This window comes from Pseudoalteromonas nanhaiensis (assembly GCF_051235485.1).
Lineage (GTDB): Bacteria > Pseudomonadota > Gammaproteobacteria > Enterobacterales > Alteromonadaceae > Pseudoalteromonas > Pseudoalteromonas lipolytica_C.
Genome location: NZ_JBPNYQ010000007.1, coordinates 93,377 through 107,325 on the forward strand (window position 1 = coordinate 93,377; position 13,949 = coordinate 107,325).

Genomic DNA, 13,949 nt, shown 5'->3' on the forward strand with positions numbered 1-13,949 from the left:
AAGGTTATTAAAAAAATATAATTATAAACAGGAGCTAAGAGTGGAAAAAATCTGGCTTAAACGCTACCCAGAAGGTATGCCTGAAACAATCGACCCTGAGCATTATCACTCGCTACTCGACTTGTTTGAAAAAAGTTTTGCTGACTATAGTGACCTTCCAGCCTTTACCAACATGGGTAAAGTGTTGACCTATAGTGAGTTAGACAGTGCTACAAAACGTGTTGCGTCGTACATTCAAAATGATCTTGGTCTGAAAAAAGGCGATAAAGTAGCGGTTATGATGCCGAACCTACTGCAAACGCCTGTGACTATTCTAGGTGTTCTTCGTGCAGGCTGTGTAGTGGTAAACGTAAACCCACTTTATACGGTACGTGAATTAGAGCATCAACTAAATGACTCTGAATCATCAGCAATTTTCATTCTTGCTAATTTTGCAGATACTCTAGAAAAGGCTTTACCAAAAACCAACGTTAAGCACATCGTGGTTACCCAAGTAGGTGACATGGTCGGTGGTCTTAAAAAGCACATCGTTAACTTTGTGGTTAAGCACATTAAAAAAATGGTGCCTAGCTACTCATTGCCAAATGCAATTAAATTTGCAGATGCACTGGCTGGTAACGAAGCAACCTACAAAAAGCCTGATGTTGATTTAAACGACCTAGCATTTTTACAATACACTGGTGGTACTACGGGTGTATCTAAAGGTGCAATGCTATCGCATGGCAACATGGTTGGTAACCTTGAGCAAGTATCAGGCTGTTTAGATAACGTGCTTGAGCGTGGCAAAGAAATCGTTATCACGGCACTGCCGCTTTATCATATCTTTGCTTTAACAGCTAACTGCCTAACATTTATGAAATATGGTGGTTTAAATGTACTTATTACAAACCCACGCGATATGCCGGGTTTTGTAAAAGAGTTAGCACAACACAAATTTACTGCGGTAACGGGTGTAAATACCTTATTTAATGGTTTACTAAATACCCCGGGTTTTGCTGAACTTGATTTCTCAAGCTTAAAAATGTCACTTGGCGGTGGTATGGCGGTACAGCGTCCAGTTGCTGAAAAATGGCAAGCTGTAACTAAAACCAAATTAATGGAAGGTTATGGTTTAACTGAGTGCGCGCCACTTGTAACTGTAAGCCCATATGATCTTGATGGTTATAACGGCTCAATTGGTTTACCAGCACCAAGTACTGACATTAAACTAATGCTTGAAAACGGCGAAGAAGCAGCGAAAGGTGAGCCAGGCGAGCTTTGGGTTAAAGGCCCACAAGTTATGCAAGGTTACTATAACCGTCCAGATGCAACAGCTGAATGCTTAAAAGACGGTTGGTTTGCAACCGGTGATATTGCAACTTACGATGATGAAGGCTTCTTCTACATTGTTGATCGTAAGAAAGACATGATTATCGTATCTGGCTTTAATGTATTCCCTAATGAGATTGAAGAAGTTGTCGCAATGCACGATGGTGTGCTTGAAGTAGCTGCTATCGGTGTCCCGCATGAAGTAAGTGGCGAGCAAGTTAAAGTTTTTGTCGTGAAAAAAGATCAATCTTTAACTGAAAAAGATATAATAAAGCATTGTCGTGATAATTTAACGAACTATAAGGTGCCTAAACTCGTTGAGTTTAGAGATGAATTACCAAAAACCAACGTTGGTAAGATTCTTAGAAGAGCCTTAAAGGACGAAGAGAAATAATAAAAGCCGGCATTAGCCGGCTTTTTTATGTAAAACAAAGGGGTGTAAGTGCAATACCAACTGATCGAAACGCAAAATCAGTTAAATGATTTTGTAGAAAAAATAATAGGAAAACCAGTATTAGCAATTGATACTGAGTTTATGCGCCGCCGCACCCTGTACCCTGAAGTTGCACTTATTCAAGTATATGATGGTGAGCATTTAGCGTTAATCGACCCACTGGCAGAATTATCGCTCTATGATTTTTGGCAAGTACTTAAAAACCCAGAGGTGTTAAAAGTACTGCATTCACCGTCAGAAGATATTGAAGTGTTTCAAAAGTACGCTGGCTTTGTACCAACACCGCTATTTGATACCCAATTTGCATTGCAAATTTTAGGTCATGGTAACTGCATGGGCTTTGCGCATATGGTCAAAGAGTTACTAGATATCGAAATTGATAAAAGTGAATCGCGCACTAATTGGTTGCAGCGCCCGCTTACAGAAAAACAGCTAGATTATGCCGCTGCCGATACCTTTCATTTACTCCCATGCTTTGAAATTATTAAAAAACAAATTGATGAAGCAGGCTTTTTTGACATTGTGATCAGTGAAAGTGAGTTAGTCGCGCAAAAACGTGCTTATCAAACACCTGCAGAGCAGCTTTACAAAGACATTAAAAATGCTTGGCAGTTACGACCGCATGATTTAGCGGTATTACGTGAACTTGCTAAGTGGCGCCGTGAAAAGGCAGAGCGCAAAAATCTCGCTCTTAACTTTGTGTTAAAAGAACATAACTTGGTTGAAATAGCTAAACGTAAACCAGTAAGTCTTAATGCACTTCGCCGCGTTCCGGGTGTTGAGCCAATGGAAGTAAACCGTTCAGGTGTTGAAATTTTAAAATGCATCGAGCTGGGTAAAGCGGTTGCGCCAGAAGAGCAACCAGCACAACTAAAACGACTTATTGATTTTCCGGCATACAAAAAAGCCGCTAAAGATATAAAACAAAAAATTACCAAAGCTGCTAAAGCAAATGGAATCCCAGAAGATGTGCTTGCATCTAAAAAGCAAATCAATCAATTGATTAGTTGGAATTGGAAGCTAGATGCACAAGAGCGTAAAGACAGTTCAAAACCCGACTTATTAAACTCGTGGCGTTATGAGCTTGTAAAAGACACCCTTAAAGAGTGGGATAACTAAAAATTTGGCTCTAAGCAATTGCTCAGAGCTTAGAGCCATAAAATTTGTCGCGTTTATTACTTACTTGCAGCCATTGTAATAGGTTGTAATCGTATCGTTTTAATCTGTGCATTTGTTTTGATGTTAAACAATAAAAAGGAGCAAATATAATAAACCTAGGACCTATTATAAATATGCAGCTTAAACCAAACTTTGAGTAATGCTGAATCAATTTTATTTCTTGCGCTGCAATGTAGTGGTGCCCCCAAATTGAATGATAATAAATACCGTGTCGGCAAACAGTAAGAGCATGTTTGCAGTTAATTGCCAGAAAGAACAAAACCAGCGCGATAAAAAAGCACAGCGCAGCGATTAGCTCATAAATAATATGCTGTGGAGAAAAAAGCTTTAACAACATCAATGTGAAAAACAATAATAAGGCTAAAAAAGAATAAACCTTTTTTTCTGACCTTTTCTTAAGATTTAGAACTTTCATACTCATCCCTTGAGATTTTTATAGCTTAATGCTACCTCTCCAAGAATTTAAAGCAATCTGCCAAAAAAATGAAAATAGGGACAAGTGTTCAGCTTTTATTATTATTTTTTTATCTATGTTTTTTACTAGGAATGATGAATAATATATTTTTAATCAATATATTATGTGGTTGTGAGGGCTGTTTTATAGCCGCTTTGAAACAACTTTAAATTGACCAAAGGTCAGAGCAGGTTAATGCAAAAAAAGTGAATAATGTTATTTGTAGATAACTTAAAATCAGCTTATTATTAGTACCAATTAAACTTACTATACTGAAAAATAAAGGAAGCTTCGTTATTGCTTACAATAAAGTGAATAGTAAGTAATATGGCATGCAACTAATAGCTGCATGCCTATTTAACCGACACAGACGAATAAAAAAACGGATTTTATAAGTATAAAAAATAATCAGTGTCAGTATTGATTTCTTAGGTTTTTAGTATGAAACTCACTTACTTTTAAACAAACAATTAATTCAGACTAGAGATCAAAATCAATTACTTATTTAATAAAATTTTATCCAGATTTTGTTTTGATTTCGCAACGCTTTGTAGCGGTGTTAGTCCACTTGGGTATTCTTCTTGCTCCAGCACTAACCACTTGGTGTTGCCGTGCGACTCTAAAGTGTCGATGATGGCAGGCCAATCAATGTTGTTTTCGCCGATAATCGGGCTCATGTTGCTCCCCTCAACCGTACGTACTTTAATGTGCGTAGCAAGTGTGCGGTTAGGGTACTGTTTAATGAAGTAAATTGGATCTTTAGCTGCGTAATTGACCCAGCCAATATCTAACTGCAATGGCATGGTCTTGGGTGTGTTACTGGCAATATAATCCCAAAATGTAGCGTTATTAAATGCATTAAACTCTTTATTATGATTGTGAAAACCGATCTTCATATTAAAGCGAGTTGCATAATCACTAACTTTAGTGAGCTCTTTAACCAGTGACTTAACCCCTTCAGGATGCCATGCTCGCTCATCCCAAGGTACATAGAGTGTGGTAACACCAAGGGTTTTGTAAAACAGTAGGGTGCTATCAATAGTGCTTTCGGTGAGAGCATCAAAGCCGATGTGGGCACTACTGGCAACTAAACCTAATTCAGAGAGCTTTGCTTTTAAGGCCGCAGGGTTATCAGAATAAGGGCCAAAATCTCCGGCAAACTCAACGCCGTCAAATCCCATTTCGGCAAGTGATTTAAGCGTACCATGAAAGTCATTTTTTAAGGTGTCTTTGACTGACCACAATTGCACACTAACTGGCAGTTTTGCGAATAATTGACCACTAAATACAAGGCTAATAATGAGCAATAAAATGCGGGTTTTAAACATACTTAAATCCTAAAAAAGCAGGGGAGTGACCCCCTGCATTAAATTGTGTTATTAAACAACACAAGGGGGAAAGTTAATCGGTATAGGCGTACTCGCTTAAACCAAGCTCAGCTAAAACCTGATCTAAATGGGCTTTTGCTTCATCTGAAGGCCCTGGGTAATCACCAGCAATAGGAACATTGCCTAGGTAGCCTATGTCTTTACAGCCTTCAGGTGTACAGAAAAATGCTGCCAGCACTAATTCTTTAAAGCGTAAAAAGGCTTTACCAATACGCTGAAATTGCGCAGGTGTTTGCTCGTTTAAAAATGCAATATCGTCTAAAATCGCACGATGTTGCTTTTCGTTAAGCGCAACAAATTGCTTTTTAAAACGAAGCTGCGCTTCATCGTTAAGCCACGCTAGAGAGTTTAAAATTTTAATTCTATCGCGTTGTTGGCCTTCATAAGGCGCGCTCACCCACTCATTAATAACTGCCGGTACTTCTAGCTCACTGGCTGAAGGAATAGCGCCTTCGCGTGGCACAATGTAATCAGCTAATAGCGCTACTAACGTAAGCTCGTCTGCGGTTAAGGTTAGTGGCCAAGGTGATTCTGGTGGCATTACCAAATTAGGGTCTTGACCATAGCCTTTAGCGGTCACAGGCTTAATATCTAAATCAGGCCAATGCTCTTTTGCAGAGAATGCACCGTCATCTTCAAGTGCTTTTGTGCAACCTGCAGTTAAACCAACCGCTGAGCCTGCAGCTAATAAGCCAAGCCATTTTAAAGACTCACGGCGGCTCATGTTAGAAACATAGTTATATGAGTCGTGTTCGTTACGATGATGCATAATTAAAGTACCCCGTTATCAATTTGTTGAGCAAGCCAAGTTGAATTACGCATTGCCAGTGTCATGATGGTGAGCGTACAGTTTTTATGAGGGTTAGAAGCAAATACGCCTGCATCCATTACAAATAGGTTATTACAATCCCATGTTTGACCCCATTGATTGGTGACCGAGTCTTTCTTCGAGCTACCCATTCGTGTGGTGCCCACTTCGTGGATGATTTCGCCACCTTTTGAAATTGCCTTTTCAGCAGGCGGGAGTTCGCCAACGGTCGCACCCATGTTTTCTAGGATTTGTTTCGCGGTTTTTAAACCATGTTCGATTTGCTTTAACTCTCTGTCAGACCACTTAAAGTGGAACTTTGATACCGGAATACCCCATTTGTCTTTAACGTTTTCGTCAATTTCCATGTAGGTATCTTTGTTCGGTAGCATCTCGCCACGTAGGGCAAAGCCAACGTAAGAGCCATATGCATCACGAATTTGTTGTTTAAGGGCAGGGCCATAACCTTGTTTATCACCCGACACCCCCGAGCCCGGCTGACCAAAGCCACTGCCAATTTCAAAGTGATAACCACGTGGGAAATCTAATTCATTGTTAGCTTGTGCTTGATGACCCCACCAAGGAATAAATAAGTGGTTTGCGGTATGTCCATCTTCGTTATAACGTGGGCGACCTTTAAGTGCCGGAATTTGCGCACCTAACCACGCACCCGTCGAATCCATTAAATTTCGACCTACTTGGCCACTTGAATTAGCAAGGCCTTTCGGGTGATTTTTATTCTTTGAGTTTAATAAAATACGTGCTGATTCACAGGCGCTGGCGGCTAAGATAACCACATCGGCATCAATAGCATGTTCGGTTACTGTGTGTTTATCAACATAAGTGACGCCAGTGACTTTACCTTGCTCATCAACCTTAACTGACTTAACCATAGCATCGGTAATGACTTTTAAGTTTCCGGTGGCTTTTGCCATTGGCAGTAATGATGTCGTAGTTTGGAAAGCAGCACCAATTGAGCAACCAGAGCCACAAGGTGTTGCATAAAAACACGCCATGCGATCATCTTTCGGGCGAGTTAATACCGCGCGATGCATCGGCACTGCTTGAATGCCCATTTTCTTTGCAGAAGCGGCAATTAGAAGTTCAGGCACACGCGGTTTTGGTGGCGGCTGTAAAATACCCGGTGACGAATCTGGCATATCTTCATGGCCTGTATTAGTGCCACATACGCCAACAAGCTCTTCGGTTTTATCGTACCAAGGTGCTAAATCAGCGTATTCAAATGGCCAGTCGGCACCGTGACCATCACGGCTTTTACCTTTAAAATCGTGTTCACTAAAGCGTAATGAATAGCGGCCCCAGTGGTTTGTTCGACCACCTAACATACGTGCGCGCCACCAATAAAAGTCGCTACCTTTGGCGCTGGTGTATGGCTCATCAGGTACTTGCCAGCCGCCATCAACGGTTGCATCATAAAAGCCAAAGTTTTTGTCTTTGTTACCTGCACCCATAAGCGGGGCTTCGCTGTTACGACGAAACATTGGGCTTTCTGTTTTCGGGTCATAATTACGGCCCGCTTCAAGTAATAACACTTTGTGACCGAGTTTAGTTAGCGTATAAGCGGCCATTGCACCGCCAGCACCAGAGCCAACAACTAATACCTTATGTTTAAAATCAGACATCTTATAGCTCCTTGATTTTTATATTTTTAAACCACACTTTGTCACCGTGGTCTTGAAGCCCAATATGACCTTGCTCAGCCGTTGCAAAGTTTTTCCAAGTTGCAAACTTACTGCCTTTAACAAGGGTATTCCATGTTGTACTACCAATCACAATGCTGGTGGTGCTAATACCGTTTTGCCAAACTTGCAAGTGGTTGTCTTGCATTTTAATGCGTACATGGTTCCAGCTATTTGCTGGCTTGTGAGCCGCAACTGGCGCAGCAAATAAATCGTAAATCGAACCTGCTAAGTGCGAGTCAATTTCGGTATCTGGATGCTCTTCGTTATCGATAATTTGAATTTCAGGCGCATGAGAGTAAATCATCTGCCCGGTTTCATCAGCCAATACAAAAATACCGCTATTGCCTTTAGTAGAGATTTTCCAATCAATCTGTAATTCAAAGTTTTGGTATTGCTTTTTAGTAAGCAGATCACCGCCACCTTTGGTTAATGTCATAGCGCCATCTTCAACGACCCATGCAGGATTTAAAGATTCGCTTTTAAAGTTACGCCACTGCGACATATCTTTGCCGTCAAACAACAACTGCCAGCCAGCTTGCTTTTCTTGTTGTGTAAGCTGATTATCAGCCGCATTAGCGAGTGCACAGCTACTAACGGTGAGCATTAAAGTCAGTGCTTTAAGAGATTTAAACATAGTGTTCCTCGACGATTTACTTGCTTAAGACGCACATTTTTCGGTGCGTTTGTTGTTATTAATTACTAGATGCAACCCAATGAATGCGACGATTAAAATAATTGGGAAGATCAGTAGGTTTTGTAATACAGCCTGTCCGGCTAAAATTTCAATTTGTTCTGCGCTTGCGCCACTTGCCTGTGCCGATGAGCGTGCGGTATCTATCCAGCTACCAATTACAGGGTTCCAGATGCTCATAGCAAACATGCCTGCACCGCCCATTAACGACATACCCAGCGCCCCTGACTTTGGAATATATTCAGCAACGCAGCCAAGCATGGTCGGCCAAAAATAGGTAACGCCAAGTGCAAACAGCATCGCTGCCAGATAAATCATGCTGCCCTCGGCCTGACTCATCATAAAAATCCCCAAGCTTGCACAAATGGCAGAGCCAAGTAACACACCGGTAGGATTAAGCCTATGTACAATGGGGCCTGCAAAGAAGCGACCAACAGCCATTAAGCCGGTGATCAAGGCTAACACCACCATAGGAGAGGCGCCTGAAGACCCTAAAATACGCTCAATCCATTGCTGTGTGCCAAACTCAGTGGTTGCGGTGAATGTCATGCAGGCAATTAAAAAGATGTATAACGGCGTGAATAAGTGGCGAATATTGCTGCTAGTTGAGTGAGTACGTGTATCAAAGCGTGGAAACTGCGCTTTGATCAGCATAGCGCCATAAATAACCGTAGGAACTAAAATTAAAGCCACTTGCCATTGCCAGTTTAAACCCGCTCCCGACATAAAATTCGACGCAAGTGCGCCAATCACAATGCCACCAGGGAACCAAACATGAAAACGGTTTAGCATAGTGGTGGTATTTTTAGGGTACATTTCTGCAATCAGTGGATTACAGCCCGCTTCAACAGCCCCGTTGGCAAAACCAATCAAAAAGGTAGAAACCAGTAAGCCCCAAAAACCATCAGCAGTGATAGTTAAAACAAGACCAAGTAAATGACAAATAAACGCTAAAGCCACTAATTTCTTCGCGCCAATGGCATTATAAATAATACCGCCGACCATAGTCGCAACGGGAAAACCTAAAAATGCCATGGCATTAACCCAACCTAGTTCGGTGTCGGTTAAGCCAAACTCACTGCCAAGTTGACCCAAAATACCAGCACGAATGGCAAAGGTCATAGAGGTCACAATCAGTGCTATACAGCAAAGCCGAAAGACTATGCGGTTATAATTATTGTTGTCCATATTGTGTGTCCTGTGTGTTCAATTGTTGTCGGTTTTATAAACCTAAAATTCGATTATTACGCTCAGTGTTTGTTGCGCCACTGGCAAAATCGTCAAAGGCTTTGTCTGTTGGGTTTATCAAGTGTGCTTTAATAAACTCAGCGCCTTCTCTTGCCCCATCTTCTGGGTGCTTTAAGCAACATTCCCATTCAAGTACAGCCCAACCATCAAAACCATATTGAGTTAACTTGCTAAAGATTTGCTTAAAATCTACTTGGCCATCACCTAAAGAACGAAAACGCCCCGGTCGGTCTTGCCAGTTCTGAAATCCGCCATAAACACCTGAGCGGCCATTTGCGATAAATTCGGCATCTTTGACATGAAACGCCTTAATGCGCGAATGATAGATATCGATAAACGCTAAATAGTCGAGCTGTTGCAATACAAAATGGCTCGGATCATAAAGAATATTAACGCGTGGGTGATTATTGGTTGCCGCTAAAAAGCGCTCAAATGTCACACCATCATGTAGGTCTTCACCCGGATGCAATTCATAACACACGTCCACGCCATACTCGTCAAAGCAATCTAAAATGGGTAACCAGCGCTTAGCAAGTTCACTAAAGCCTTGTTCAACAAGCCCTTGTGGACGCTGTGGCCACGGGTAAAAGGTATGCCATAAAAAAGAACCCGAGAAAGTCGCATGGGTGGTTAAGCCAAGGTTGTTACTCGCTTTCGCAGCTAGCATTAGTTGTTCTGTTGCCCATTTGGTACGCGCAGCAGGGTTACCTTTTACATGCTCTGCGGCAAAGTTATCGAACATTTCATCGTAGGCAGGGTGTACAGCAATTAGCTGACCTTGCAAATGCGTTGATAACTCTGAAATTGTAAGTCCATACTCTGTGGCAATACCAGTGACTTCATCGCAGTATTGCTGGCTTTGAGCTGCTTTTTCTAAATCGAAAATGTCTGGATTTGAGGTTGGCACTTGAATCGCTTTGTAACCTAAACCGCTTGCCCACTCACATAAACCTTTAAAGTTATTGAAGGGGGCTTGCTCTGAAATAAACTGCGCCAAAAATATTGCTGGCCCTTTGATTTTATTCATTCTTTATTATCCAATCTGTAATTTGTGCCATTTAGTGTCTTGTTTTGAAGAAGCTACAACGTGCTCAATAAACGCCATACCGCGCACGGCATCTTTGATGCCAGGCACATCAAATGCTGAATTTGTTGCGTTGTCGCCTTGCTTAAAGGCATGAATTTGTGCTGCAAAATTGCGGTAAATATTGGCGAATGCTTCAAGGTAGCCCTCTGGGTGACCGGCAGGGGTGCGCAGGGCATTGTGTGTGTCAGAGTGTAATTCTCCCACGCCAGCTCTTAGTAACGTAGCGGCTTGATTGTGGCCTCTTAGCCATAAGCTATTAGGCTCAAGTTGTGACCATTCAAGGCTGGCTTTATCGCCATAAATACGCAGGCGTAAGTTGTTTTCATCGCCAATAGCAACTTGGCTTGCCAGTAAAACGCCCTTACAACCATTATTGAATCTAAGTAGCACGGTGCCATCATCATCAAGGGCTCGGCCTTCAACCACATGATTTAAATCGGCACAAAGTTCGGTGATTTCGAGATCAGAGACATACTCGGCTAAGTTAGCTGCATGCACGCCAATATCGCCCATACAACAACTAATGCCAGACTTACTGCTGTCTAAACGCCAGCTTGCTTGTTTTGAGCCTTCGTCTTCGCTGTGCGCTAACCAACCTTGGGTGTACTCAACAATTACTTTTCGTATGGTGCCAAGCTCACCAGCTTTAACGCGATGCTTGGCTTCTTTTACCATTGGGTAACCGGTATAAGTGTGGGTCAGTCCATATAAAACTTGCTGTTTTGCAATAATGCTTTGTAATTGCTCTGCTTCTGCGAGAGTGAGTGTTGCAGGTTTATCTGATAACACATGAAAGCCGTGCTCAAGCGCCATTTTCGCGACCGGAAAATGCAAATGGTTTGGCGTGACAATAGCCACAAAATCGATACGCTCATCAGCGGATAATTTTGCTTCTTCGGCAAATAGTGTCTGGTAACTGTCGTAGCAGCGGCTGCTATCAAGCCCAAGTAGTTCGCCGGTTGCTTTACATTTGTTTGCGTCTGAACTGAATGCGCCTGCAACAAGCTCTATCATTCCATCTAATCGCGCTGCAATTCGATGAATAGCGCCAATAAAGGCTCCATCGCCACCGCCTACCATTGCCATGCGGATCTTAGCTTTGCTCATCTTAAGCGCTCCTAATTTAAATAGCGTCGGCTACTGTTAATATCATGTTATTGATAATAGGAAAGCTTAAGCGATAAGCGCTAATAAAAATTCGGTTGACAATGCAACAAAATCGGCGTTTAAAATATATAGAATTGTTCTTTATAGAGACAAATTAAAGCGATGGATATTCAAGAAATAATTAAAAAAGCTGGCGTAAATCAGCTGATTGCTGCATTTGATTTACTGCCAGATATCCTCTTTTGGGTAAAAGATACAGATAGTAGAATCGTGCATTGTAATCAGCATTTTATTGAGCATCAGGGTTATAAAACACTGGAGCAAATATTGCTAAAAACTGACTTTGATTTTTCGCCAAAGCACCTTGCGTTTCAGTACGTCAATGATGATAAACGGGTGATGGAGGGCTACATAGTAACTGACCGTTTAGAGCTTAACCAAACCCAACAAGGTGAGCTTGGTTGGTTTTCTACATCAAAGCATGCTTTAAAAGATCACGATGGCAATGTGATTGGCACTTACGGAGTAACCCGACATTTACAAAAAACCTCAAAAGCGCTTTCTCATGTCAGGGCAATTGAAGAGCCGGTAAAATTTATTCGTGAGCATTTTCATCGTCAGATCAGCATTGATGAATTAGCAGAGCTTGCGCATTTGTCGGTAAGTGCTTTAGAGCGCCGCTTTAAAAAGCATTTAGCAAAAACACCTAATCAATTTATTAACGAAGTGCGTCTCGAAAATGCCCGCAAGCTACTGATTGAAACGCAACTGCCCATTTCACAAGTGGCCTACCAGTGTGGGTTTTCTGAACCGAGTTACTTCAGCAAACAATTTCGGCGTTTGTTTGGTGAAATACCTTCGCAAATGCGTGAACAATTAGACGATTAAATTGCCTCTCTCGCCATTAGAATAGCCCCTTGCTCAGCACTGGCAAGGGCAGAGGTTAAACGCGCTTTACTGGCATTAGGTAAGTAAGGGGTGATGGCACTGGCAATGCCGCCCATCAAGGTGACGTTTTCAATACCTTGTTTTTCAAAGTAAGCGATATAGCGGCTAATGTATGCGCACGCTTCATTGATTAATTGCTGACAAAAAGTATCGTCAGAATGGCTAAAAACTAGGGGCGCAAATTTGGCAAGTTCAGCAGGGCGAGCCGATATTAAACGTTGACTTAACGCTTGGCTCGAGTGGCAGTTAAGTTGGGTGAGCAGGGCATCTACAGCCGCTGAATTTTGCGCGACACCATCAAGAACTTCAAATGCGTTTCGGCAAAGTTGTAAACCTAACCAACCACCACTGGCTCCATCGCTTAGTAATAATCCGTAACCACCTAATTCGCTAAATTGGTTTTGCTGCTGGTAGCCTGCGCAAAAGCCCGTACCAAGAATAATCACCGCACCATCATGGTGTTGATGTGCGCCTTTACAGGCAATTAGCATATCTGTTGAGAGGGTAAACTTGGCAAAAGGGTGTTGCCACTTGGTCATAGCTTGGTAAGCTGAGTCGATATTAGCTCCGGCAAGTCCTGCATGCACATAAGTGTTTTTCAGCTCGCTTAGGGCAAGCCCTGCCTCATGAAAAGCAAGTTCAGTGGCGAGTAGTATTGATTCTTGGCTTTGTTGGCAGCTGGTGGCCACGTTTGCAGAGCCACTTATAGCTTCGCTGAGTAGAGTGCCGTTTTCGTTTTCTAAACGGACTTTACACTTACTGCCACCGCCATCAATTCCTAAAAAAAACCTTGCTTTGTTTGCCATGCTTAATCCTTTGAAAGAAGCTTTTTGATAGCCTCAGCGTTAATTGCACCATTTTCGTTATGCACGCATGAGTGTACATGCACAGATGCATGTGCTGAATGATTTTCTATTAATTGCCAAAGTGTTGCGGCGTTTTCTAAAGTAACGCCACCACCCATAACAATTTCAATTTGATTAGCGCAGTGCGCTAAGTATGTGTTGAGCAGCTTGTAGCCATCTACGGCACTTTGGCCGCTTTGCCACGGCGTGCCTGCTGTTAAAACGCGGTCAACTCCTAAGCTAATGAGTTTATCAAGTGTGCTTAACGGGTTTGTTAGGGTATCGAATGCACGGTGAAAGGTCACCATCAGGCCATGCTGTTTGGCTGTAGTAACTAAAGAGTAAGTCACCTCTAAATCAAGTAAGCCGTGTTTCACTGCACCAAATACCACGCCATGCGCCCCCGCATTAGCTGCCATTATTATTTGTTTTTCCATTAATTTGTGACAATTAGCACTAACAAAAAAATTACCAGCGTCAGGACGGATCATCACCACTAACTGTGCGTTATTGGTTAGGCTTTTTACAGCACAGTTAATCGCATTTACACTTGGTGTTAGGCCACCTAGGTGTAAATTACTGCATAGCTCAAAACGGCTTACACCTAAGTTGCCAGCCATTAAAACATTGTTTGTCAGCTGCTTTGTGTCTGTTTCATTTAAGCAGACTTCAAGAATTTTACCATTGCTCATTGTTATTTGTTTGCCATGTTTATTACACCAGCTTTAA

At 42.1% G+C, this 13,949-nt stretch carries 13 protein-coding genes; 3 read left to right on the forward strand and 10 right to left on the reverse strand.

Annotation, left to right across the window (positions count from 1 at the left end; translation table 11 throughout):
• Positions 1-40: 40 nt before the first annotated feature.
• Positions 41-1,702, forward strand: coding sequence for a long-chain-fatty-acid--CoA ligase FadD (gene fadD, locus ACSFVZ_RS08805; protein ID WP_138557685.1), 1,662 nt, complete (start codon positions 41-43; stop codon positions 1,700-1,702).
• A gap of 48 nt (positions 1,703-1,750) precedes the next feature.
• Positions 1,751-2,881, forward strand: coding sequence for a ribonuclease D (gene rnd / locus ACSFVZ_RS08810; RefSeq protein ID WP_138557684.1), 1,131 nt, complete (start codon positions 1,751-1,753; stop codon positions 2,879-2,881).
• Between the two features lie 22 nt (positions 2,882-2,903).
• Here rnd and ACSFVZ_RS08815 read toward each other — a convergent pair whose 3' ends face one another.
• The 8 genes from ACSFVZ_RS08815 to ACSFVZ_RS08850 form a co-directional block, all read right to left on the reverse strand.
• Positions 2,904-3,356 carry a hypothetical protein gene (locus ACSFVZ_RS08815; RefSeq protein ID WP_135926422.1) on the reverse strand — a complete coding sequence of 151 codons (453 nt, stop codon included), beginning with the start codon at positions 3,354-3,356 and terminating at the stop codon, positions 2,904-2,906.
• A 536-nt stretch (positions 3,357-3,892) separates the two neighbouring features.
• Positions 3,893-4,723: a sugar phosphate isomerase/epimerase family protein gene (locus tag ACSFVZ_RS08820; protein WP_135926423.1), complete on the reverse strand. Its 831-nt coding sequence runs from the start codon at positions 4,721-4,723 to the stop codon at positions 3,893-3,895.
• 73 nt (positions 4,724-4,796) lie between these two features.
• Entirely contained in the window at positions 4,797-5,552 is a 756-nt protein-coding gene (locus tag ACSFVZ_RS08825) for a gluconate 2-dehydrogenase subunit 3 family protein (RefSeq protein WP_435558628.1), read from the reverse strand.
• Positions 5,553-5,554: 2 nt separating this feature from the next.
• Positions 5,555-7,234, reverse strand: coding sequence for a GMC family oxidoreductase (locus tag ACSFVZ_RS08830; protein ID WP_435558630.1), 1,680 nt, complete (start codon positions 7,232-7,234; stop codon positions 5,555-5,557).
• Position 7,235: 1 nt separating this feature from the next.
• On the reverse strand, positions 7,236-7,928 hold the full coding sequence (locus tag ACSFVZ_RS08835; RefSeq protein WP_054552038.1) for a 3-keto-disaccharide hydrolase: 693 nt from the start codon (positions 7,926-7,928) through the stop codon (positions 7,236-7,238).
• A gap of 24 nt (positions 7,929-7,952) precedes the next feature.
• A complete protein-coding gene (locus tag ACSFVZ_RS08840) occupies positions 7,953-9,173 on the reverse strand; it encodes an MFS transporter (protein ID WP_235403789.1) in 1,221 nt (406 codons plus the stop codon).
• Positions 9,174-9,207: 34 nt separating this feature from the next.
• Entirely contained in the window at positions 9,208-10,260 is a 1,053-nt protein-coding gene (locus ACSFVZ_RS08845) for a sugar phosphate isomerase/epimerase family protein (RefSeq protein ID WP_135926427.1), read from the reverse strand.
• Between the two features lie 6 nt (positions 10,261-10,266).
• Positions 10,267-11,427: a Gfo/Idh/MocA family protein gene (locus ACSFVZ_RS08850; RefSeq protein ID WP_435558631.1), complete on the reverse strand. Its 1,161-nt coding sequence runs from the start codon at positions 11,425-11,427 to the stop codon at positions 10,267-10,269.
• A 162-nt stretch (positions 11,428-11,589) separates the two neighbouring features.
• Between ACSFVZ_RS08850 and ACSFVZ_RS08855 the strand changes: the two genes are divergently transcribed.
• Positions 11,590-12,315, forward strand: coding sequence for a PAS domain-containing protein (locus ACSFVZ_RS08855; RefSeq protein ID WP_435558632.1), 726 nt, complete (start codon positions 11,590-11,592; stop codon positions 12,313-12,315).
• Here ACSFVZ_RS08855 and ACSFVZ_RS08860 read toward each other — a convergent pair.
• On the reverse strand, positions 12,312-13,181 hold the full coding sequence (locus ACSFVZ_RS08860; protein ID WP_435558633.1) for a glucosamine kinase nucleotide-binding domain-containing protein: 870 nt from the start codon (positions 13,179-13,181) through the stop codon (positions 12,312-12,314). The two genes, ACSFVZ_RS08855 and ACSFVZ_RS08860, sit on opposite strands and share 4 nt — an antisense overlap.
• Positions 13,182-13,183: 2 nt before the next feature.
• On the reverse strand, positions 13,184-13,912 hold the full coding sequence (locus tag ACSFVZ_RS08865; protein WP_435558634.1) for a copper homeostasis protein CutC: 729 nt from the start codon (positions 13,910-13,912) through the stop codon (positions 13,184-13,186).
• Positions 13,913-13,949 lie beyond the last annotated feature (37 nt).

Excerpts from the sequence above, each read along its gene's own strand:
- ACSFVZ_RS08840 (WP_235403789.1), bottom strand. The coding sequence starts at position 9,173 with ATGGACAACAATAATTATAACCGCATAGTCTTTCGGCTTTGCTGTATA.
- ACSFVZ_RS08850 (WP_435558631.1), bottom strand. The coding sequence starts at position 11,427 with ATGAGCAAAGCTAAGATCCGCATGGCAATGGTAGGCGGTGGCGATGGA.
- ACSFVZ_RS08825 (WP_435558628.1), bottom strand. The coding sequence starts at position 5,552 with ATGCATCATCGTAACGAACACGACTCATATAACTATGTTTCTAACATG.
- ACSFVZ_RS08845 (WP_135926427.1), bottom strand. The coding sequence starts at position 10,260 with ATGAATAAAATCAAAGGGCCAGCAATATTTTTGGCGCAGTTTATTTCA.
- ACSFVZ_RS08815 (WP_135926422.1), bottom strand. The coding sequence starts at position 3,356 with ATGAAAGTTCTAAATCTTAAGAAAAGGTCAGAAAAAAAGGTTTATTCT.
- ACSFVZ_RS08860 (WP_435558633.1), bottom strand. The coding sequence starts at position 13,181 with ATGGCAAACAAAGCAAGGTTTTTTTTAGGAATTGATGGCGGTGGCAGT.
- ACSFVZ_RS08865 (WP_435558634.1), bottom strand. The coding sequence starts at position 13,912 with ATGAGCAATGGTAAAATTCTTGAAGTCTGCTTAAATGAAACAGACACA.
- ACSFVZ_RS08820 (WP_135926423.1), bottom strand. The coding sequence starts at position 4,723 with ATGTTTAAAACCCGCATTTTATTGCTCATTATTAGCCTTGTATTTAGT.
- ACSFVZ_RS08835 (WP_054552038.1), bottom strand. The coding sequence starts at position 7,928 with ATGTTTAAATCTCTTAAAGCACTGACTTTAATGCTCACCGTTAGTAGC.
- ACSFVZ_RS08830 (WP_435558630.1), bottom strand. The coding sequence starts at position 7,234 with ATGTCTGATTTTAAACATAAGGTATTAGTTGTTGGCTCTGGTGCTGGC.
- ACSFVZ_RS08855 (WP_435558632.1), top strand. The coding sequence starts at position 11,590 with ATGGATATTCAAGAAATAATTAAAAAAGCTGGCGTAAATCAGCTGATT.